At 67.3% G+C, this 19,091-nt stretch carries 19 protein-coding genes; 13 read left to right on the top strand and 6 right to left on the bottom strand.

Annotated features, from left to right (window positions below):
* Nucleotides 1-89: 89 nt before the first annotated feature.
* Complete coding sequence (locus VXJ37_RS12365; protein WP_011692441.1) at nt 90-293, bottom strand: cold-shock protein; 204 nt, start codon at nt 291-293, stop codon at nt 90-92.
* Nucleotides 294-594: 301 nt separating this feature from the next.
* Entirely contained in the window at nt 595-1,290 is a 696-nt protein-coding gene (nucS, locus tag VXJ37_RS12360) for an endonuclease NucS (protein WP_331323317.1), read from the bottom strand.
* Nucleotides 1,291-1,406: 116 nt separating this feature from the next.
* Here nucS and VXJ37_RS12355 point away from each other — a divergent pair, with 116 nt between their 5' ends.
* Together VXJ37_RS12355 and VXJ37_RS12350 are read left to right on the top strand one after the other, a co-directional pair.
* The gene (locus tag VXJ37_RS12355) at nt 1,407-1,760 is read left to right on the top strand and encodes an ATP/GTP-binding protein (protein ID WP_331323398.1); all 354 of its coding nucleotides are present in this window, start codon (nt 1,407-1,409) and stop codon (nt 1,758-1,760) included.
* Nucleotides 1,761-1,804: 44 nt separating this feature from the next.
* The gene (locus tag VXJ37_RS12350) at nt 1,805-2,602 is read left to right on the top strand and encodes an alpha/beta hydrolase (protein WP_331323316.1); all 798 of its coding nucleotides are present in this window, start codon (nt 1,805-1,807) and stop codon (nt 2,600-2,602) included.
* A gap of 65 nt (nt 2,603-2,667) precedes the next feature.
* On the opposite strand, the gene VXJ37_RS12345 is transcribed toward VXJ37_RS12350, so the two are convergent.
* Complete coding sequence (locus tag VXJ37_RS12345; protein ID WP_331323315.1) at nt 2,668-3,984, bottom strand: AI-2E family transporter; 1,317 nt, start codon at nt 3,982-3,984, stop codon at nt 2,668-2,670.
* Nucleotides 3,985-4,218: 234 nt separating this feature from the next.
* Here VXJ37_RS12345 and VXJ37_RS12340 point away from each other — a divergent pair, with 234 nt between their 5' ends.
* The 4 genes from VXJ37_RS12340 to VXJ37_RS12325 are packed head-to-tail and all read left to right on the top strand — an operon-like array spanning nt 4,219 to nt 8,374.
* Nucleotides 4,219-5,943 carry a hypothetical protein gene (locus VXJ37_RS12340; protein WP_331323397.1) on the top strand — a complete coding sequence of 575 codons (1,725 nt, stop codon included), beginning with the start codon at nt 4,219-4,221 and terminating at the stop codon, nt 5,941-5,943.
* 51 nt (nt 5,944-5,994) lie between these two features.
* Nucleotides 5,995-6,984: a tetratricopeptide repeat protein gene (locus VXJ37_RS12335; RefSeq protein WP_331323314.1), complete on the top strand. Its 990-nt coding sequence runs from the start codon at nt 5,995-5,997 to the stop codon at nt 6,982-6,984.
* A complete protein-coding gene (locus VXJ37_RS12330) occupies nt 6,984-8,081 on the top strand; it encodes an NADH:flavin oxidoreductase/NADH oxidase (protein WP_331323313.1) in 1,098 nt (365 codons plus the stop codon). The genes VXJ37_RS12335 and VXJ37_RS12330 overlap by 1 nt, the downstream gene beginning before the upstream one ends.
* A gap of 14 nt (nt 8,082-8,095) precedes the next feature.
* Nucleotides 8,096-8,374, top strand: coding sequence for a DUF3253 domain-containing protein (locus tag VXJ37_RS12325; RefSeq protein ID WP_331323312.1), 279 nt, complete (start codon nt 8,096-8,098; stop codon nt 8,372-8,374).
* Between the two features lie 12 nt (nt 8,375-8,386).
* On the opposite strand, the gene VXJ37_RS12320 is transcribed toward VXJ37_RS12325, so the two are convergent.
* Nucleotides 8,387-10,261, bottom strand: a complete 1,875-nt coding sequence (locus VXJ37_RS12320; RefSeq protein ID WP_331323311.1) for a Na+/H+ antiporter — start codon at nt 10,259-10,261, stop codon at nt 8,387-8,389.
* Nucleotides 10,262-10,312: 51 nt separating this feature from the next.
* On the opposite strand from VXJ37_RS12320, the gene VXJ37_RS12315 reads away from it, so the two are divergent.
* The 5 genes from VXJ37_RS12315 (at nt 10,313) to VXJ37_RS12295 (ending at nt 15,690) form a co-directional block, all read left to right on the top strand.
* Nucleotides 10,313-11,107, top strand: coding sequence for an ABC transporter ATP-binding protein (locus tag VXJ37_RS12315; RefSeq protein WP_331323310.1), 795 nt, complete (start codon nt 10,313-10,315; stop codon nt 11,105-11,107).
* Nucleotides 11,089-12,660, top strand: a complete 1,572-nt coding sequence (locus VXJ37_RS12310; protein WP_331323309.1) for a transporter — start codon at nt 11,089-11,091, stop codon at nt 12,658-12,660. Before VXJ37_RS12315 ends, VXJ37_RS12310 begins: the two co-directional genes overlap by 19 nt.
* 21 nt (nt 12,661-12,681) lie before the next feature.
* Nucleotides 12,682-13,461, top strand: coding sequence for a glucosamine-6-phosphate deaminase (gene nagB, locus VXJ37_RS12305; RefSeq protein ID WP_331323308.1), 780 nt, complete (start codon nt 12,682-12,684; stop codon nt 13,459-13,461).
* Between the two features lie 109 nt (nt 13,462-13,570).
* On the top strand, nt 13,571-13,909 hold the full coding sequence (locus tag VXJ37_RS12300; protein WP_141942047.1) for a DUF3039 domain-containing protein: 339 nt from the start codon (nt 13,571-13,573) through the stop codon (nt 13,907-13,909).
* Nucleotides 13,909-15,690 (top strand): DEAD/DEAH box helicase, encoded by a 1,782-nt coding sequence (locus tag VXJ37_RS12295; protein WP_331323307.1) that lies wholly within the window; start codon nt 13,909-13,911, stop codon nt 15,688-15,690. Before VXJ37_RS12300 ends, VXJ37_RS12295 begins: the two co-directional genes overlap by 1 nt.
* 4 nt (nt 15,691-15,694) lie before the next feature.
* Here VXJ37_RS12295 and VXJ37_RS12290 read toward each other — a convergent pair whose 3' ends face one another.
* Together VXJ37_RS12290 and VXJ37_RS12285 are read right to left on the bottom strand one after the other, a co-directional pair.
* On the bottom strand, nt 15,695-16,324 hold the full coding sequence (locus VXJ37_RS12290; protein WP_331323306.1) for an isochorismatase family protein: 630 nt from the start codon (nt 16,322-16,324) through the stop codon (nt 15,695-15,697).
* Entirely contained in the window at nt 16,324-17,652 is a 1,329-nt protein-coding gene (locus VXJ37_RS12285) for a nicotinate phosphoribosyltransferase (RefSeq protein ID WP_331323305.1), read from the bottom strand. Before VXJ37_RS12285 ends, VXJ37_RS12290 begins: the two co-directional genes overlap by 1 nt.
* 450 nt (nt 17,653-18,102) lie before the next feature.
* Between VXJ37_RS12285 and clpS the strand changes: the two genes are divergently transcribed.
* The gene (gene clpS / locus VXJ37_RS12280; protein WP_331323304.1) at nt 18,103-18,486 is read left to right on the top strand and encodes an ATP-dependent Clp protease adapter ClpS; all 384 of its coding nucleotides are present in this window, start codon (nt 18,103-18,105) and stop codon (nt 18,484-18,486) included.
* On the top strand, nt 18,479-19,045 hold the full coding sequence (locus VXJ37_RS12275; protein ID WP_331323303.1) for a DUF2017 domain-containing protein: 567 nt from the start codon (nt 18,479-18,481) through the stop codon (nt 19,043-19,045). The genes clpS and VXJ37_RS12275 overlap by 8 nt, the downstream gene beginning before the upstream one ends.
* The last annotated feature ends 46 nt before the right edge of the window (nt 19,046-19,091 follow it).

Genomic DNA, 19,091 nt, shown 5'->3' with positions numbered 1-19,091 from the left:
TTTGCGAAATTGAGAATAAACAAATGGTCCCCGGCAAAACTGCCGGGGACCATTTGTTGTGACGGCCGCCTAAAGCGGCCGGCGGGTAACTAGACCAGAGTGACGCCGGTGGCCTGCGGGCCCTTTGCGCCCTGGCCGATTTCGAACTGAACGCGCTGGTTCTCGTCGAGGGTCTTGAAGCCGCCGGTCTGGATCTCGGAGTAGTGAACGAAGACATCGCCATCGGAGTCGTCCGGGGTGATGAAGCCGAAGCCCTTTTCAGCGTTGAACCACTTCACAGTTCCCTGTGCCATTTATTTCTCCTCATTGTGGAACTTTTTAAGACCGGCACACCTCGTGCCGCCCTTGGTCACTCCGCGAGAAGAATCCTGGTTTGCCCTGTCCCTTAAGGGGCCGGCGCTGCAGGAGCTTCGCGCTCGCAACATGTCTTGCGAGCATGAAAAACACCTACACAAAGACTGAGATAAGAATTTCATGCCCGTTCCCGCAGGTCAACGGCCCGCACAACAAAAAGGATAAAAATTAGGTAAAAAACAGGTGACCGGACGGCTCCGGTGAAAGGGGTAATTTGGTGCCTGGAGCAACAGCCGAAATCTAGAAGAGCCGCGATTCGCTGTCGTCCACCCCGCGCATGGCGTCGTAGTCCAGCGTGACGCAGTCGATTCCGCGATCATTGGCCAGGACCTTTGCCTGGGGCTTGATCTGCTGGGCCGCAAAAATGCCGCGGACCGGTGCCAGCAGGGGATCGCGGTTGAGCAGTTCCAGGTACCGCGTGAGCTGCTCCACGCCGTCAATGTCGCCCCTGCGCTTGAGTTCGATGGCCACCGTGGCACCGTCGGCGTCCCGGGCCAGGATGTCAACGGGGCCGATGGCGGTGAAGTACTCGCGCCTGATCAGGGAATAGCCCTGGCCCAAGGTTTCAATCTGCTCGGCGAGCAGCCGCTGCAGGTCCGCCTCCACGCCGTCCTTGATCAGCCCGGGGTCCACGCCGAGGTCGTGGGAGGATTCGCTGATCTTGTCGTGGATGTTGATGATGAGCCGGTCATCTGTCTTGGCGGACTGCACCGTCCACTGCTCCACCACGCCAAGCTCCAGGTCCACCTCGTCGGGGGACGACACCCTGAGGGTGGCCGGCGGGCTCATCCAGTTGAGGGGTTTGTAGGAACCGCCGTCGGAGTGGACCAGCACGGAGCCGTCCGCCTTGACCAGCAGCAGCCGGGTGGCGAGGGGGAGATGGGCTTTGAGCCGGCCAACGTAATCAACGGAGCAATGGGCTATGACAAGTCGCACGCCGTACAGACTACCGCGTGGGCCGGCCGGGAGTGTCCGACGGCGGCACGACGGCGGGCGGCAAGGAACACCAGGGATCGGGACGGGCAGTCACCCGGCTGGGGCAGAATGGTTACATGCCGCGTTCCAACCGTCCCCGCCGTCCAGTCTCCGGAAAGGGACCTGTTTCCGGCAGGGGTGCGGGACGCAAGGGAAGCGGTGACGTGCCAGAGCTGGACCTCGAGCGTGCGCGGGCGGGCATCGCCCGCCGCGAAAGCGCCCCTGACGGCGAATGGATGGTCCGGACCATGACTGCCAGGAACGCCGAAAAGACCTACATCTGCCCCGAGTGCTCCACGGCCGTGCTGCCGGGCGTCGCGCACCTGGTGGTGTGGAAGGACGACCACCTCTTTGGCGCAGCCGCCGGCCTGGCCGAACGCCGGCACTGGCATACCAACTGCTGGTTGACGCGCAGCTACCGCTACCGCTGACCCGCGCGGGCAGAAGAACCTCCGCTGTCGCTAAGCTGGCAGGCATGACTTTTGATCCGGCGTCGTACCAGTTCACCCAATCCGCGGGCCCCGCTCCCATCCGTGCCTCCACAGTCCTGCCCGCCAGGCGCGAGAACATCGAGCTGCACACGGGGGACGGCCACACGCTGGTGGGGGAGTTGGCCCTTCCGGAGTCCGGGCCGGTCCGGGCCACGCTGATCACGCTGCATCCACTGCCGACGCACGGCGGCTTCATGGATTCCCACGTCTACCGCAAGGCGTCCTACCGGCTGCCGGCGCTGGCGGGGATCGCGGTACTGCGCTTCAACACCCGTGGCACGGCTTCCGCCCGCGGCACCAGCAGCGGCGGCTTCGAGGAAGGCATTGGCGAACGCCAGGACGTAGAGGCTGCTGTCCGCTTCGCCGTGGAACGGGGCCTGCCCAACCGCTGGCTGGTCGGCTGGTCGTTCGGGACCGAGCTGGCCCTGATGTATGGCGCTGTTGAACCGGTCGCCCCCCAAATTGAGGGCGCCGTGTTGCTGTCCCCGCCGCTGCACCGTGCCACGGACAAGCACCTGCAGCTGTGGGCCGAATCGGGCAAGCCGCTTCTGGTCCTCGTTCCGGAGCACGATGATTTCCTGCAGCCCGCCGAGGCGGCGCAACGCTTCAGCCTGGTTCCCCAGGCCCGCGTGGTGGGTGTGGCCGGGGCGAAACACTTGTGGGTGGGGGAGAAGTACGCCGCGCGGGTCCTCAATGACATCGTTGCGCAGGTCAGCCCCGGGCAGCCAGGCGCGGAGCTGCCGCAGGAATGGGACGGCCCGACGGCGACCGCCTCCGCTTAAAGGGCGGGCCGCGCGGGACCGCCCTTGGGTCAAGCCACCGGGAAGCGGCCCCCGGCGCAAAGCTCCTAGTGCTGGTCCTGCCGCACGATGTAGATCTCGCGGACAAGGAGCAGGACGGCGGCCGCGGTGGGGATGGCGATCAGGGCGCCGAGCACGCCCAGCAGGCTGCCGCCGGCAATGACGGAGATCACCGCCACCGCACCGGGCACGGCGACGGCCTTCTGCATGATGCGCGGTGAAATGAAATACGCCTCGAACTGCAGGTAGGCGAAATAGCAGATGGCGTAGATGGCGGCCACCTGCCAGCCCTCTGTGAGGGACACCAGGGTTACCACGATGCCTGCGATCATGCCGCCCACCAGAGGGATGAACGCCAGCAGGACAACTACGAACGCCAGGAGCAGGGCGAAGGGAACGCCGACGATGGACATCACCACAAAGGCGAAGGTGGCGTTGAGCAGGGCCACGCAGGCCTGGCCGATCACGTAGTTTCCGACGGACCGCGTAATCTCCTCGGAGAGGGCTGCCACCCGTTTCCGCCGGGAGCGCGGGGCCAGACGGTAACCCCACTTCTTCATGGCCGGCAGGGCTGCCAGGAAATACAGGCTCAGCACCAAAACGATCAGGGCGCCGAAGAGGCCGTTGGCCACCGTGGATCCGAAGCCCACCACACCCCCGAAAATGCCGCCCATGGCGGCGGGGTCGTTGACGAACTTATTCACTTCCTCGGTGATGCGGTCGCGGAGGCCGAATTGGTCGTCGAGGCTGCGGAAGAGCTCGGAATCCATGAAGTTGTGCACCCAGTCGGGCGCCTGCCGCACGATCTCGGACACCTGTTCAACGATGGTGGGAATGAGCGTGGCGAAGAAACCCACGACGGCCCCCATCAGGACGGCCACCGAAACCAGGATGCCGGCCGGCCGGGGAATCTTCCGGTTTTCGAGCCAGCCCACCACGGGTTCGAGCCCCAGCGCTATGAACAGCGCCGCGACGATCCACAGCAGCAGCTGCGTCGTGTGTGAGCCGATCCAGTACACCAGCAGCGCCAGTCCCACGCCCACTGTTCCCATGAAGCCCATGTACAGCGGATGCTGGGGCGACATACGCGGTCCGGGGTGCCCGAACTGCGGCTCCTCTTCCCCTTCGTGGTCCGCTTCCGGCGTCTGTCCGGTGAACTCGGGCGGCATTTCGAACCGGAGCCTCGGCTGGGCTCCGGGCAGCGGCTGGCGCAGCCGCCGGACCACCTGGCCGAGCGCGGCCGCAGCGGTGCCCCTCCGGTGTGCCGCTGCCATGCCCAGGGGCGGTATGGCAGCAGGGACAGGGCGCTGGGGCTCCCCGGGATCTCCGGCTGCCGCCGTGGACGGATCCGTCTTGTCAGTCACTGGTTTTGGGGGCCTGTTCCGTGCGTGGCGCCGCCTGGGCGGGCCGGTGTGATGATCATCGCAAACACTATCAGCAGGCTTGTCACGAAGAGCCGGAAGCGCATCCGGGCGTCCAGCAAACGTCCGTTCCGGGAGGCGCCGAGGGAGCCCCTGGTAACAAAAAGGTTACTATTGAAGGTAAACCCCCGCTGATGATAGGTGTTTCCCTTGCGTTTAAAGACTGCAGCCGCACTCGTGCTGCTCGGCCTCCTGACACTTTTGGCCGGTATCGGCCAGAGAACCATCTGGGCTCCTTCCGAGACGTTCACGGCATCACTGCCGGCTGATTCCGCAGCCGCACCCCTGACCGTCATCGACCAGAAGCTGCGCACCCTGCATGAGGGGCCCGTCAAGATCACCATCCAGGGCGACGGCAATTTCATGCTGGCCACCGGCCGGCCTGATGATGTCAGCGCCTGGGTGGGCAAGACCGCCCACAACACCATCACCGGGGTTTCCGAGGACGAAAAGTCCCTCACTGTTGACCATGCGGACGGCGATGCCACCGCACCCAATCCCGCCGGTTCGGACCTTTGGGTATCCAATGAGAACGCCAGCGGCGAACTCGAATACACCTGGACGCCGGCCGCCGACGGCGACTGGAGCCTCCTGCTTGCCGCTGACGGAACCAAACCGGCACCTGCCTCGGTGTCCATGACGTTCCCGAACGACACGTCCACGCCCTGGGCCGTTCCGCTGATCGTCCTGGGCGGCCTGCTGATTCTCGGCGGCATCGCGCTGGCGCTGCTCCACACCCGCGGGAAGAACGGGCAGGACGGCGGCCGCACTCCGGCTCCGTGGGCCTGGGCCCGGAAGGCGACCCCCCAAAGCCCCGATACCCATACCGCTGGTTCCCATGACACCGGCTCGGGGAACAACGGCCCCAACGGGCAGTCGCCATCGTCGTCCTCCAGGATCACCATGGTGGCAGCCGGCGTGGCAGCAGCAGTGCTTGCCGGCCCGGTCGTTGCTGCCCAGGCGGCCACTCCCAGCCCCCAGCCCTCCGGCAGCACCTCGGCAGCCAAGGAATCCACCGGGTCGCCGGTGCTGCTGGATGCCCAGTTCCGCCGGATCCTGGAGCAGGTCTCCAGTGCCACCGATGCGGGCGACGCAGCCAAGGACGCCGCGAAACTCGGGGACCGCGTAGCCGGCCCGGAGCTGGAGGTGCGCACGCAAAACTACAAGATCCGCTCCCAGGTGGCTTCCTACGCGGCTCGAATGCCGGTCCGCTCCACCAAGCTCCTGACCACCGTTGTCACCAACGACCGCTCATGGCCGCGCTCGGTGCTGGCTGTGACCCAGGGAGACGGCAACGTGGTCCCGCAAATCCTGACCCTTGTCCAGCAGTCTCCGCGCGAGAACTACAAGCTGATGGAAACCACCCCGCTGCAGCCGGGCACCACATTCCCCACGATCAGCCGCGGCGGTACCCAAACGGTGGCGCCGTCCGACAAGACCGGGCTGCTCTACAGCGGTGAGGAAGCCATGTCCGGGCTCGCCGACCGCCTGACGTCCGCAGACTCACCGTTCAAGGACAAGCTCGTCGAGGGCCAGTCTTCGCCGTACATCGCCGATACCCTGTCCTACCAGGCGGAAGTGGTGAAGTCCGGGGACAACGGAAACTTCTCCTTCACGCACAAGGTGGTTCCCGAGAGCACCGTGGTGTTCCGCACCTCGGACGGCGGCGCCCTGGTCCTGGGCCGGATCAACTTCGGCTTTGAAGGCACCCCCAAGGCAGCCGGTGACAAACTCAGCATCGGTGACGACGCCGCCGCGCTCGCCGGCGGCAAGGAAACCACTACGGGCATGGTCCTGAGCTTTGCCGAATCGATGGCGGTCTACGTGCCGCCGGCCGGATCCACGGACCCCATGAAGCTCGTTGCCGCCACCCGCGGCCTGGTCGGGGCCAGCTTCAAGTAGGGCCCGACTGCATTACCACCGGCAGCGGCCGGAGTGGCTAGAGTGGGAAACATGAGTTCGCCAGCTTCCCGTCCAGTCCCTCCTGCCGCTGCCAACCCGCTTAACCTGCGCGGCGCCGTCGACCTTTCTTCGCTGAAGCGCCCCGCAACTCCCTCCGGCGCCGCAGCCCCGTCCGCTCCGGCCGGAGGCGCAGGCCAGGGAGTGCAGCCGGGCGCCCCCGGCCCTGAACTCAAGGTCAATGTCACCGAAGCCAACTTCCAGCAGCTGGTGGAGCTGTCCGCCCAGGTGCCGGTGGTGTTCGCCCTGTGGGCCCCCTACTCCCCGGAGTCCGGCAGGATGCTCGAAACCCTCGACCGCGTGGTTGCCTCCTACGGCGGCCGCCTGGTCCTGGGTGCAGCGGACATCGAAGCGTTCCCGCAGCTTGCCCAGGCCTTCCAGGTGCAGGCCGTCCCCACCGCTGTCGCCGTGATCAAGGGACAGCCGGTGCCCCTGTTCAAAGGTGCTGCGGAGGAACAGCAGGTGCGCGGCCTCTTCGACGAACTCCTCAAGGTGGCCGCTGCCAACGGCGTTACCGGCAGCCTGGACGCAGGGGCCGGCGCGGAACAGGAACCTGCACCGCTGCCGCCGCTGCACCAGGCCGCTTACGACGCAATCGAAGCCGGGGACTACGCCGCAGCGGCAGATGCCTACCGCCAGGCGCTGAAGGAAATGCCGGCTGACCATGAAGCCAAGGCAGGGCTGGCCCAGGTGGAACTGATGGGCCGGCTGCAGGCCATCTCCGCCCAGGACAGCGAAGCCCTCCGGGCACTGGCGGCCAACGAGCCGGACAACATTGAAGCGCAGTTCGGGGTGGCGGACCTTGATGTGGCAGGCGGCCACGTGGAGGACGCCCTGAACCGCCTGGTGGCGTTCATAGGCCGGAACTTCGGCCCGGAGCGGGAGGCCGCCCGGGTCCGCCTGCTGGAACTGTTCGACGTCGTTGGAGCCGGGGACGACCGCGTCGCCAAGGCACGCCAGGCGCTTGCACGGGTGCTGTTCTAGTGCCGGCCCTCTTCCAGCCGCTGACGCTGCGCTCCATGGAGCTGCAGCACCGGGGGTGGGTCTCACCCATGTGCCAGTACAGCTGCGATCCCGACGCCGCCCCGGGGGTTCCGGACGACTGGCACCTGGTGCACCTGGGCGGCTTCGCCGTGGGCGGCGCGGCGATGATCCTCACGGAGGCCGCGGCGGTGAACGCCGAGGGCCGTATCAGCCCCAGGGACGCAGGCCTGTACAACGACGAACAGGCCGAGTCCTGGGAACGGATCATTTCCTTCGTCCACCGCAATGGAACTGCCGGCACAAAAATCGGTGTGCAGCTTGCCCACGCGGGCCGCAAGGCATCGACGTACTGGCCGTTCTCCGGCAAGAGCGGCAGTGTTCCCGTCTCCGAGGGCGGCTGGGACACTCTTGGACCCTCCGCCACCTCATTTGAAGGCTACGCCGCTCCCGCCGCCATGACAGTGGAACAGATCCACGGCGTCATCGCTGACTTCGCCGCGGCAGCTGTGCGGGCAGTCGACGCCGGCTTTGACACCATGGAAATCCACGGGGCACATGGCTACCTCCTGCACCAGTTCCAGAGTCCGCTGATCAACCAGCGTGACGATGAGTGGGGCGGGGACGAGGCCGGACGGAACCGGCTGATGCTGGCCGTGGTTGACGCCGTCCGCGCCGTGATTCCCGATTCCATGCCCTTGCTGCTCCGGATCTCGGCCACCGACTGGGCGCCCGGCGGCGTGGACCAGGCCGCCTCGGTCCGGTTGTCGAGGGAGGCTGCCGCGCACGGGGTGGACCTGGTGGACGTCTCCAGCGGCGGGGCGGTGGCCCACCAGCAGATCAAACCGGGTCTGGGCTACCAGACCGGGTTCTCGGCCGCCATCCGGGAGGAAGCCGGAGTTGCCACCGGGACGGTGGGCCTGGTGACCACGCCCGGCCAGGCTGAGCACGCCATTGCCACCGGACAGGCCGACGGCGTCTTCATTGCGCGCGCGGCCCTGCGCGACCCCCACTGGTGGCTCCGCGCCGCCTTTGAACTGGGCTACGACATTTCCTGGCCGCCCCAGTACGAACGCGCCGTCCCGCGGCGCACCTTCTGATGCGGAAGTCCACGATGGCAGGCCCTGGCGGAACGGATCCGCAGGACGGTGTTGGCAGGCAGCTGGAAGCGAAGATCCTGGAGCTGCTGGCAGCCAGGGCGCCCACGTCCACCATTTGCCCGTCCGATGCCGCCAGGGCCGTGGGCGGGAATGAATGGCGGCACCTCATGGAGCCCGCCCGGAAAGCTGCACGGCGCCTGGTTGACGCGGGCAAAGTCCACATCACCCAGGGCGGTTCCGTGGTGGACCCTGCCACGGCCAAGGGTCCTATCCGGATCCGCAAAGCGCCCTGAGGCCGGCGGCCGTCAGCCCAGGAGATCGTCCACGTAGCACCAGCGCCAGTCTTCGCCGGGCTCCACGCTGCGCATGACAGGGTGGCCCGTCTCCTTGTAGTGGCGGCTTGCGTGCCGTCCGGGGGAGGAGTCGCAGCAGCCCACGTTGCCGCACGCCAGGCACATCCGCAGGTGAACGGGAGTGGTGCCCTCACGCTCACACTCCGCGCAGTACGGGTCACCGGGAACCGGAGACGGCATGGCAGCCGTCAGGTGGTCGCAAACGCCGCCCGGCTGGGACAACCCCTCGCCCCCGCCGCCGTCGGCAGCAGCGACCTCGTTGAAGGAGGCGTCGAGCATCGACTCTTCGACATCGAGGCGCTCCAGGACTTCACTGAGGACCTCATGCGCGAAGTCCCCGCCCCGCCTGAGTTCCAGGACCTTGTCCCTTTCGGCCTCAAGCATGGCCATCCGCAGCTGTGCATAGCGCTGGCTGGGGGTGGCGGCCTCAGCCGCCGGCCTGCCCAGCCGCTCCCACGCCGCCAGCCCCCGCTCATGGGTCCGCCGCCGGAGCATGTCCATCACCTCCGGCGGATCGCTCTCGCGACGCAGCTGCTCCAGCCGTTCAATCCCCGCTGCGGTGGCCCGCTGCATCAGCGAAGCCTGGTTCAGCGCGTCCTCGCGCTTGTCCGGTCCCGGCACCCGCAGGGCCCTGACGAGTGCGGGCAGGGTGAACCCCTGCAGCACCAGCGTGCCGCCTACCACCACCATGGCTGCCAGGACCAGCACGTTACGGTGTTCCAGGTCTCCGGGCAGCGTCAGGGCGGCGGCCAGGGTGACCACGCCGCGCATGCCGGCCCAGGACACGATGGCGGGCATCTCCCAGGGCGGTGCGGGGTCCGCCCGCCGGACGGCGGGAATCAAGCGGGGCAGGTAAGTGGCGGGAAAGACCCAAACCGGGCGCAGCAGCAGCACCGCCACCAGGATGACGGCGCAGCCAAGCCAAACCCGCCCGGCGCCCAGGGAATCGTCCTGGACGCTGTCCACGATGGTCCGCACCTGCAGGCCGATAAGCAGGAAGACGGCGTTTTCCAGCAGGAACTGCACGGTGTCCCAGTTGCTCCGTGCGCTTTGCCTGGCAGCGCCGTTGGGCATCGACGGCGCCTTGGTGCCCATCACCAGGCCGGTGACGACGACGGCGAGCACCCCTGATGCGTGTATCGCCTCGGCGGGGAGGAAGGCAACGAAAGGCGCCATGAGGGACGTCGAGGTGTTGATGGCCACGTTGCTGACCCGCTTGCGGATTTCGGTGAGGACGTACGCGGCCGCGAGGCCCACCACCAGGCCGCCGCCGGCCGCCAGCACGAAGCCGCCGGCAACATCCAGCACGGAGACGGAGCCCGCAATGGCCGCCACCGCTGCCCGAAGACATACAAGCGCGGTGGCGTCGTTGACCAGCGATTCGCCTTCCAGGATGTTGACGATACGGCGGGGCATGCCCACCTTGCGGGCGATGGCCGTCGCGGCCACTGCGTCCGGAGGTGCCACTACGGCACCCAGGGCGATGGCCGCAGCAAGCGGGATCTCGGGGAACAACCACCAGACCACCGCGCCCACGCCCACGGTGCCAAAAATGACGTACCCCACGGACAGCAGTCCGATGGAGCGGCGGTTGGCCTTGAAGTCGAACAGCGATGTCCGGAACGCGGCTGCGTAAAGCAGCGGAGGCAGGAGGCCCACCAGCACCAGTTCAGGATTCAGCTCCACCGGGGGAACGAACGGCAGGAAGGACGCTGCCACCCCCGCCAGGACCAGCAGCAGGGGAACCGGGATATTGAGTTTGCGGCCCAGCGCGCTGCCCGCGCACACCACGGCAACGATGACCAGCAGGCCCAAGGCGATGTCCATGACGTTAGTTTCGCACCCCCGCGGCACTGGTCCGCGGACTAGGCTGGCACCATGACTGCTCCGGTACCTGGCCAGGCATTGAATTCCGGGCCTCTGGCGGCCCTTTCCCTCCGCGGGCTGGCCAAGCGGTTCGGTGGGAAGATTGCGGTGGACGGCATCAGCCTGGAAGTGCCGGCCGGGTCCTTCTTCGGAATCGTCGGACCCAACGGGGCAGGCAAGACCACCACGCTATCCATGGCCACAGGCCTGCTGCGTCCGGATTTCGGCACCGCGGTGGTGCACGGCGTGGATGTGTGGCAGCACCCGCTGGAAGCCAAACGCCTCATGGGGATCCTGCCCGACGGCGTCCGGCTGTTCGACCGGCTGACGGGTGAGCAGCTGATTACCTACGCCGGGCTGCTGCGCGGCATGGACAGGGCCGTGGTGGCCGCACGTGTGGGGGAGTTGCTGGCTGCCATGGACCTCACCGAGGATGCGGGCACGCTGGTGGTGGACTACTCGGCCGGCATGACCAAGAAGATCGCCCTGGCGTCGGCCCTGATCCACGCCCCGCGGCTCCTGGTCCTGGACGAGCCGTTCGAAGCCGTCGACCCCGTGTCGGCGACGAACATCCGCTCCATCCTTGACCGGTACGTCGCCTCCGGGGGAACGGTGATCGTCTCCAGCCACGTCATGGACCTGGTGCAGCGCATGTGCGACCATGTCGCGGTGGTGGCCCGCGGCCGTCTCCTGGCTGCGGGGACAGTGGACCAGGTCCGGGCCGGCGCCTCCCTGGAAGACCGGTTCGTGCAGCTTGTCGGCGGCCACAGCCACACGGAGGGACTGGAATGGTTGCGCACCTTCTAAGGCTCAAGCTCGCGCTGCTGCGCAATGGACTGCGGCGCAGCCCGTGGCAGCTGGTGGGCATGGCCATCGCCGGACTCTATGCACTGGGAGTGGTGTCAACCCTCGTCATCGTCCTTGTCCTGCTCAGGAATGCAGGGGCCGAAACCGCGCACACGGCTGTGGTCCTGGGCGGTTCCGCCGCACTCATTGGATGGGGCGTGATTCCGGTGGTGGCCTCCGCCACGGACATGACGCTGGACCCGTCCCGCTTCAGCACCTTTGCCATCCCCATGAGGCAAATGCTCACCGGCCTTGCCCTGGGCGGCCTGATCGGAATCCCCGGGGTGGCCACCACGCTCGTGGCCCTGGCCACGGTAGTGACCTGGTCCCGGGATGTGTTTTCGGCGCTCGCCGCCCTGGTAGGTGCCTGCCTTGGGGTGATGACCTGCGTGGTGCTGGCCAAGGTGGTTACCACCGCGACCGCAAGCCTGGCTGCCTCCCGGCGCTTCAAGGACATCAGCGCCCTTGCCTTCATGGTGCCCCTGGTCCTGCTGGGGCCTATCGTTGCAGGGGTTGGCCGCAGCGTTTCCGCATCCGCGGGATTCCCGCCGGAGTTCGCCCGTACCCTGGCGTGGACGCCGCTGGGAGCGCCCTGGGCGCTCGGCGGCGACGTCGCATCCGGCCGGCCCGCGGAGGCAGTGGTGAAGCTGCTGGTGGCGGTGGCGGTCCTTGGACTCCTGGCGTGGTGCTGGAAACTGCTGCTTGAGCGGGCGCTGGTCACTCCGCCGTACGCCGGAGCCGGGAAGCGCCGGGGCGGCAGGCTGGGACTGTTCGGCGTGCTTCCGGCCACCCCGGCCGGTGCCGTAATGGCGAGGTCCCTCACGTACTGGATCCGGGACCCCCGCTACTCCGGTTCCCTGGTGGTGATCCCTTTGCTTCCGGTGGTGCTGGCATTCCAGGGGACGCAGACCGGAAGCTACGGCAGCCTGGCCTTCCTGGCCCCCGTGTCCGCTTTTATCCTGGCCTGGTCAATCTCAGCCGACGTTTCCTACGACAACACCGCGTTTGCACTGCATCTGGCCACCGGGGTCCGCGGCGTTGCCGACAGGCTGGGCAGGGCCCTGGCATGCATGGCCTTCGCCCTGCCGGTGGTCCTTGTGTTCGCCATCGGCTATGCGGCTTTCACCCGCAACTGGACCGGCCTGCCGGGACAGCTCGGGCTCAGCCTGGGGATCCTCTTCACCGGGCTGGGATTGTCCTCGGTAGTGTCGGCCAGGTACACGGTCACGGTCCCGCTGCCGGGTGACAGCCCCTTCAAGAAACCGCCCGGCAACGTAGGGCAAACCATGGCAGTGCAGTTCGTGGGAATGCTCGTCCTGATGGTCCTGGTGCTGCCCGAAGCCGTGCTGCTGGCAGCACACGCCATCACCGGAAACGTTCTGTTCGGCTGGCTCAACCTTGCCGCGGGCATCGTACTGGGCCTCGCCCTCTTCCTGGCCGGTGTCCGGCTGGGCGGCACATGGCTCGACGCGCGGGGGCCGGAGCTCCTGGCACAGGTAAACGTCAACCGCTGACGGCTCCACGGAAGGGACAACATGGAAATCGTGATCCTCGGCGGCAGAAGGCAGATTGGTAAACTCGCGGCCGACGCCATCGAACAACTCCTCCGGCGCAAGCCGGAGGCTGTCCTTGGCCTGGCCACGGGGTCCTCACCGCTCCCCGTCTATGACGAGCTCGCGGCCCGGCACCAACAGGGCCTGGACTTCAGCAGGGCCTCGGCATTCGCGCTGGATGAATACGTGGGCCTGCCTGCGGGCCATCCTGAGTCCTACCGTGAGGTGGTCCGCCGGGAGTTCACCAACCGGGTAAACATTGCAGCGGAAAACGTCCACAGTCCGGACGGAAGGGCGGACGACATCCCTGCTGCCTGCGAAGCCTATGAGCAGGCAATTGCCGCAGCCGGCGGCGTTGACCTGCAACTGCTGGGCCTGGGCACTGACGGGCACATCGGGTTCAATGAGCCGGGCTCGTCCTTCGCTTCGCGGACGCGGATCAAGAGCCTGGTGGAACAGACACGCCGGGACAATGCCAGGTTCTTCAACAGCCTGTCCGAGGTGCCGCACCACGTCATTACCCAGGGCCTGGGCACCATCATGGAAGCCCGCCACGTGATCCTGCTCGCCACGGGGGCGCAGAAAGCGCAGGCAGTCCGCGATTTCGTGGAAGGTCCGGTGGCTGCGATCTGCCCGGCGTCCGTGCTGCAGTTCCATCCGCACGCCACCGTCCTGCTGGACGAGGCTGCCGCCTCAGGCCTGAAACTGGCCGATTTCTACCGTCATACCTATGAGAACAAGCCCTCCTGGCAGGGGTTGTAGCGGCCTTCCGGGCGTGCCCCAAGGGGGCCAAAAGGTGCGACGGCGGCCGGTGCCATACTCCGGCAACGGGCGCGCCGCCGTCGGACGCGCGGCCGGGGGAACGGCTAAGATGGATGCCATGACTAGCATGACGGACCCTCTCGAAAACGACCCGATGCGCGAGCTTTCCGGGGCTGGAACGTCCACGGCCACCATTGAGCGCGAGGAACTGCGCCAGGAGGTGGAACCGGGCGACCGGGAGCGCTTTGCCCACTATGTGCGCAAGGAAAAGATCATGGAGTCCGCGATGACCGGGGAACCCGTCATTGCCCTGTGCGGCAAGGTCTGGACCCCGGGCCGGGATCCGCAGAAGTTCCCGGTGTGCCCCGAGTGCAAGGAAGTCTATGAAGGCCTCCGGCCGGGCAACGACGGCGGGAAGGGTCCGGGGGACTCGGGCAACAGCAAGTAGTGACGGAGACGCTCTTTGGCGGCCCCACCCTGCCTCCGGCGTACCCGGAACGTGCAGCCTGGGGAACCGCCCCGAAACTCCGCGCCTGGCAGCAGGAAGCCCTTGACCTCTACCTGAAGAACAGCCCCCGCGACTTCCTCGCGGTGGCCACCCCCGGCGCAGGTAAAACCACCTTCGCGCTCCGGATCGCGTCCACGCTGATCGATTCCGGTGCGGTCAACCGGGTGACCATCGTGGCGCCCACGGACCACCTGAAACGGCAGTGGGCGGACGCGGCAGCCAAGGTGGGGATTGCCATCGACCCCAACTTCAAGAACTCCGACGGCCAGCACGGCCGTGGTTTCATCGGCGTCGCCGTCACCTATGCCCAAGTGGCCAGCAAGCCGCTGCTGCACCGGGCCAAGACCGAGGCAGCCCGCACCCTGGTGATCCTGGACGAGATCCACCACGGCGGCGAGGCCCTGTCCTGGGGCGACGGCCTCCGCGAGGCGTTCGATCCCGCAGTACGGCGGCTGTCCCTCACCGGTACCCCGTTCCGTTCAGACACCTCACCCATCCCGTTCGTGGAGTACGCCGAGGACCGTGACGGCATCCGGCGTTCCAAAGCCGACTACACCTACGGCTACGGCAACGCCCTCCGCGACCACGTGGTGCGGCCCGTGATGTTCATGGCCTACTCCGGCCAGATGCGCTGGCGCACCAGCGCCGGCGAGGAAATGGCCGCCTCCCTCGGCGAAGCCGCCGTCACCAAGGACATCACCAGCCACGCCTGGCGCACTGCGCTGAATCCGGCAGGGGAGTGGATCCCCGCCGTCCTGGCTGGCGCCGACAAACGGCTCAGCGAGGTCCGCCGCACGGTTCCGGACGCGGGCGGCCTGGTGATTGCCACCGACCACGAGGACGCACGGGCCTACGCGGGGCAGTTGAAGCGGATCACGGGGGAGTCACCAACGGTCATCCTGTCTGATGACGCCAAGGCGTCGAGCAAGATCGAGGAATTTTCCGCCGGCGACAAGCGCTGGATGGTGGCTGTCCGCATGGTGTCCGAGGGCGTGGACGTGCCCCGGCTGTCCGTGGGCGTCTACGCCACCTCCACCTCCACCCCGCTCTTCTTCGCCCAGGCCGTGGGACGCTTTGTGCGTGCCCGCAAAAGGGGCGAGACGGCGTCGGTCTTCCTGCCCTCCGTGCCGCAGCTGATGGCGCTGGCCAACTCCATGGAAATGGAGCGGGACCATGCCCTGGACCGGCCGGAAAAAGAGGACGCCGACGGCCTTTTTAACCCCGAAGATTCACTGATGGAGGAGGCCAACCGCGAGGACAAAGCGTCGGACAGCCTCACCAAGGGCAAGTTCGAGGCATTGGATTCGCAGGCCTCCTTTGACAGGGTCCTGTTTGACGGCGGCGAGTTCGGCACCGGCGGTGAAGTGGGGTCCGACGACGAAATGGACTTCCTGGGGATTCCGGGCCTGCTGGATGCCGAGCAGGTGGGCACACTGCTGCGCCAGCGCCAGCACGAACAGCTGAACCGCAAGAAGCAGAAGGCGCCCGCGGCTGCCGAAAGCCAGGTCCCCGCCGTTCCGGACCACCGGATGCTGATGGACCTCCGCAATGAGCTGGCCAAGAACGTGGCCGCCTGGGCCGCGCGGACGGGCACGCCGCACGGCGTGGTGCACACCAAGCTCCGCACGGTCTGCGGCGGTCCTCCCGTGGCACAGGCCAACGAGGAGCAGCTGAAATCCCGGCTGCGCAAGCTTCAGGACTGGTTCGTGGGCCGCAAGTAGCGGCTCAGGCGACGTCCGCCCCGCCGAGTTCCAGCTCTGCGACGGTGTCTTCCAGGTCCTCGGCAATGCCGGCAGTCAACGACCGCACCACGGTCACCCCGTAGCCGGCCTGGACGGCATCGAGGGCAGTTGCCTTCACGCAGTAGTCGGTGGCGATGCCGACCACCACCACGTCCTCCACGTCGTGGCTTTGGAGCCAGTCGTCAAGGCCGATGGCATCCTCGTCGGACTCAGAAGCGCCGGCACCGCCGGGCAGCCCGGGCTGGCGTTCCCCGGTGGGCACGGCGTCCTCGGGGGCCAGCAGGCCTTCGAAGCCTGAGTATGCGGCCGCGAACTGGCCCTTCCGGAAATACGCGTCGATGTACTCGGTGTCCAGGTCCGGGTGGAGCTCGGCTCCGCGGGTGCCGGCCACGCAGTGCCGCGGCCAGCTGTCCCTGTAATCAGGCGTGTCGGAGAAGTGGCTTCCCGGGTCGATGTGCCAGTCCTGTGTGGCCACCACGTAGTCGAATTCGCTGTGAGAGGCGTCCAGGTACTCGCTGATGGCTCCGGCCACGGCCGCCCCGCCGGGAACGGCGAGCGAGCCGCCTTCGCAGAAATCGTTCTGGACGTCCACGATAATCAGTGCGCGGGCCATCAGTGCTCCTCGTAGACCGTGGGGATTGCGGCGTCCCCGCGCTGCAGGCGGTTAACCACCGGCGGCAGTTCCGCCATGGAGTCCGCATGTCGCTGCCGCGCGCGGAGCACGCCCTCGTGCCCGGTCCAGCCGGGCAGCAGCTCGCCGTTCTTCATGAACTGCTGCAGCAGTGGACGGTCGTTGCCGTCGTCCTCCGGCCGGTGGCCCACGCCTACCACCTCCGCGGTGGCGGTGCCGCGTTCGTCCAGTTTCCGCAGCGCATACTTCCTGCCGCCCACGCTGACCTTGTTCTTGGCCGCCTTGGCCACGGACACGAAGTTGCCGTCGTTGTCCGCCCGGCTGACCAGCTTGTAGACCATGCTGGCAGTGGGCGCACCGGAACCCGTCACCAGCGACGTGCCCACGCCGTAGGAGTCCACCGGGGCTGACTGCAGCGCGGCAATCGCGTATTCGTCCAGGTCGGAGGTGACCACGATCTTGGTGTGCTCGTTTCCCAGGTCGTCCAGGAGCCGGCGCACCCACTGCGCCTGTGCCACCAGGTCGCCGGAGTCCAGCCGGACGGCGCCAAGCCGCGGCCCTGCCAGGTCAACGGCCGTCCGGACGGCCTTCTCGACGTCGTACGTGTCTACCAGCAGGGACGTGCCCTCACCCAGTGAAGCAATCTGGGCCTCGAAGGCCTCCCGTTCGGTGTCATGCAGCAGCGTGAAGGAGTGGGCAGCCGTTCCCACGGTCTTCACGCCGTAGCGGATGCCCGCCTCCAGGTTCGAGGTGCTGTCAAAGCCGGCAATGATGGCCGCCCTGGCCGAGGCTGTGGCGGCCTCCTCGTGGGTGCGCCGCGAGCCCATCTCGATGCAGGGCCGGCCGCCGGCAGCGCTGACCATGCGGGACGCAGCGGAGGCAATGGCGGTGTCGTGGTTAAGCACGGACAGCAGGTAGGTCTCCAGCATGCAGGCTTCAGCGAACGTGCCCTCCACGATCAGGATCGGGGAGTTGGGAAAGTAGGCCTCGCCCTCGGCATAGCCCCAGATATCGCCTGCGAACCGGTAATTGGCCAGGTATTCCAGGGTTTCCCGGTTGACCACGTTGGTACGTTCCAGGAACTCCAGTTCCGCCTCGCCGAAGCGGAAATCCGCGATGCCTTCCAGGAGGCGCCCGGTGCCGGCCACGATTCCGTAGCGCCGGCCGTCGGGGAGGCGGCGTGCGAAAGCCTCGAACACTGACCTGCGGTGTGCGGCCCCCGAGTGGAGGGACGCCTGCAGCATGGTCAGCTCGTAGTGGTCGGTGTAAAAGGACGTGCGGGGATGGTCCCAGCCGGCGGAGGTGCTCACGAAAATCACTCTAGTCCCCACCGGCTCCCACGTCTCGCTTCGCTTCGCCGCGGGGCCCTCGCCGCCGGGGGCCCACCCACCGGCTCCCACGTCTCGCTTCGCTTCGCCGCGGGGCCCTCGCCGCCGGGGGCCCACCCACCGGCTCCCACGTCTCGCTTCGCTTCGCCGCGGGGCCCTCGCCGCCGGGGGCCCACCCACCGGCTCCCACGTCTCGCTTCGCTTCGCCGCGGGGCCCTCGCCGCCGGGGGCCCACCCACCGGCTCCCACGTCTCGCTTCGCTTCGCCGCGGGGCCCTCGCCGCCGGGGGCCCACCCACCGGCTCCCACGTCTCGCTTCGCTTCGCCGCGGGGCCCTCGCCGCCGGGGGCCCACCCACCGGCTCCCACGTCTCGCTTCGCTTCGCCGCGGGGCCCTAGCCGTCGGGGGCCCAACCCCAACATAGAATGGACAGATGACCATAAGCGTTGCGCCCGGCCCTGATACACAGGAGGGCATCCGGACCGGCACGGCAGAGTCCACCGACTCCCTGACCGCTCCGGACATCCCCTGGAACCTGGTGATCTGGAACGATCCCGTCAATCTCATGAGCTACGTCAGCTATGTGTTCCAAAGCTACTTCGGCTACTCCGAGACCAAGGCGAACAAGCTGATGATGGAAGTCCATAAGAAGGGCCGCTCCATCGTCGCGTCGGGCAGCAAGGAACAGGTGGAGCGCCACGCGGTGGCCATGCACGGGTTTGGGCTCTGGGCCACGGTGGAAAAAGCCAGCGGGGGCCCCGGTGGCAAGTCAGGTAAGTCCGGCGGTCCGGGCCAGGGTAAGGGGAAGCGTGGCTAAGGCATTCAAGTACGGACTCAAAGGCATTACCGGCTTCCTCGAACCGGCTGAACGCGATCTGCTCCGCAGCCTGATCAATGACGTCATCTCCATGCTCCAGCCCGAGGACCGCACGGGGCAGGACCCGTTGGCCGCCCTGATCGGCCTGGACATGGATGTGGCCGAGCCCACCGACCGTGCGGTCAAGAGACTGCTGCCCAACGTGGTGAAGAACGACGGCGCCGCCTCCCTTGAGTTCCGCCAGCTCACCGAACGCTCGCTCAGGGAAACAAAGATCGGCGCCCTGCGCGCGGCCGCACTGGACCTCGACAAGGACGAAATCGTGCTGACGGCCGAAGGGGCAAGGCACTGGTCCATGGCACTGAACGATGTGCGCCTGGTGCTCGCCGAGCGGCTGGACATCAGGGATGAAGCGGACGCCGAGCACGTGCACCGCATGCAGGACTGGTCCCAGGCGGAGGATGTAGAGAGCTACCTGGCGCTCGTCTACAACTTCACCACCTGGCTGCAGGAATCCCTGGTACAGGCCATGCTGCAGTCCATGGAACCGCGCCGGTGAGCTGCGGCGGCCAGGGGGAGGCCGTCCGCTGTGACGCAGCAGACAC

It is taken from the genome of Pseudarthrobacter phenanthrenivorans, from assembly GCF_036455295.1.
GTDB lineage: Bacteria > Actinomycetota > Actinomycetes > Actinomycetales > Micrococcaceae > Arthrobacter > Arthrobacter phenanthrenivorans_C.
The sequence above is the reverse complement of the archived record's forward strand: the minus strand, read 5'-3'. Positions and strand labels throughout refer to the sequence as shown.

What these genes read in the sequence shown, in the direction of transcription:
- VXJ37_RS12365 (WP_011692441.1), bottom strand. Translation starts at nt 293, where the DNA reads ATGGCACAGGGAACTGTGAAGTGGTTCAACGCTGAAAAGGGCTTCGGC.
- VXJ37_RS12355 (WP_331323398.1), top strand. Translation starts at nt 1,407, where the DNA reads ATGCCGCGTTCCAACCGTCCCCGCCGTCCAGTCTCCGGAAAGGGACCT.
- VXJ37_RS12350 (WP_331323316.1), top strand. Translation starts at nt 1,805, where the DNA reads ATGACTTTTGATCCGGCGTCGTACCAGTTCACCCAATCCGCGGGCCCC.
- VXJ37_RS12335 (WP_331323314.1), top strand. Translation starts at nt 5,995, where the DNA reads ATGAGTTCGCCAGCTTCCCGTCCAGTCCCTCCTGCCGCTGCCAACCCG.
- VXJ37_RS12325 (WP_331323312.1), top strand. Translation starts at nt 8,096, where the DNA reads ATGGCAGGCCCTGGCGGAACGGATCCGCAGGACGGTGTTGGCAGGCAG.
- VXJ37_RS12320 (WP_331323311.1), bottom strand. Translation starts at nt 10,261, where the DNA reads ATGGACATCGCCTTGGGCCTGCTGGTCATCGTTGCCGTGGTGTGCGCG.
- VXJ37_RS12315 (WP_331323310.1), top strand. Translation starts at nt 10,313, where the DNA reads ATGACTGCTCCGGTACCTGGCCAGGCATTGAATTCCGGGCCTCTGGCG.
- VXJ37_RS12310 (WP_331323309.1), top strand. Translation starts at nt 11,089, where the DNA reads ATGGTTGCGCACCTTCTAAGGCTCAAGCTCGCGCTGCTGCGCAATGGA.
- nagB (WP_331323308.1), top strand. Translation starts at nt 12,682, where the DNA reads ATGGAAATCGTGATCCTCGGCGGCAGAAGGCAGATTGGTAAACTCGCG.
- VXJ37_RS12300 (WP_141942047.1), top strand. Translation starts at nt 13,571, where the DNA reads ATGGATGCCATGACTAGCATGACGGACCCTCTCGAAAACGACCCGATG.
- VXJ37_RS12290 (WP_331323306.1), bottom strand. Translation starts at nt 16,324, where the DNA reads ATGGCCCGCGCACTGATTATCGTGGACGTCCAGAACGATTTCTGCGAA.
- clpS (WP_331323304.1), top strand. Translation starts at nt 18,103, where the DNA reads ATGACCATAAGCGTTGCGCCCGGCCCTGATACACAGGAGGGCATCCGG.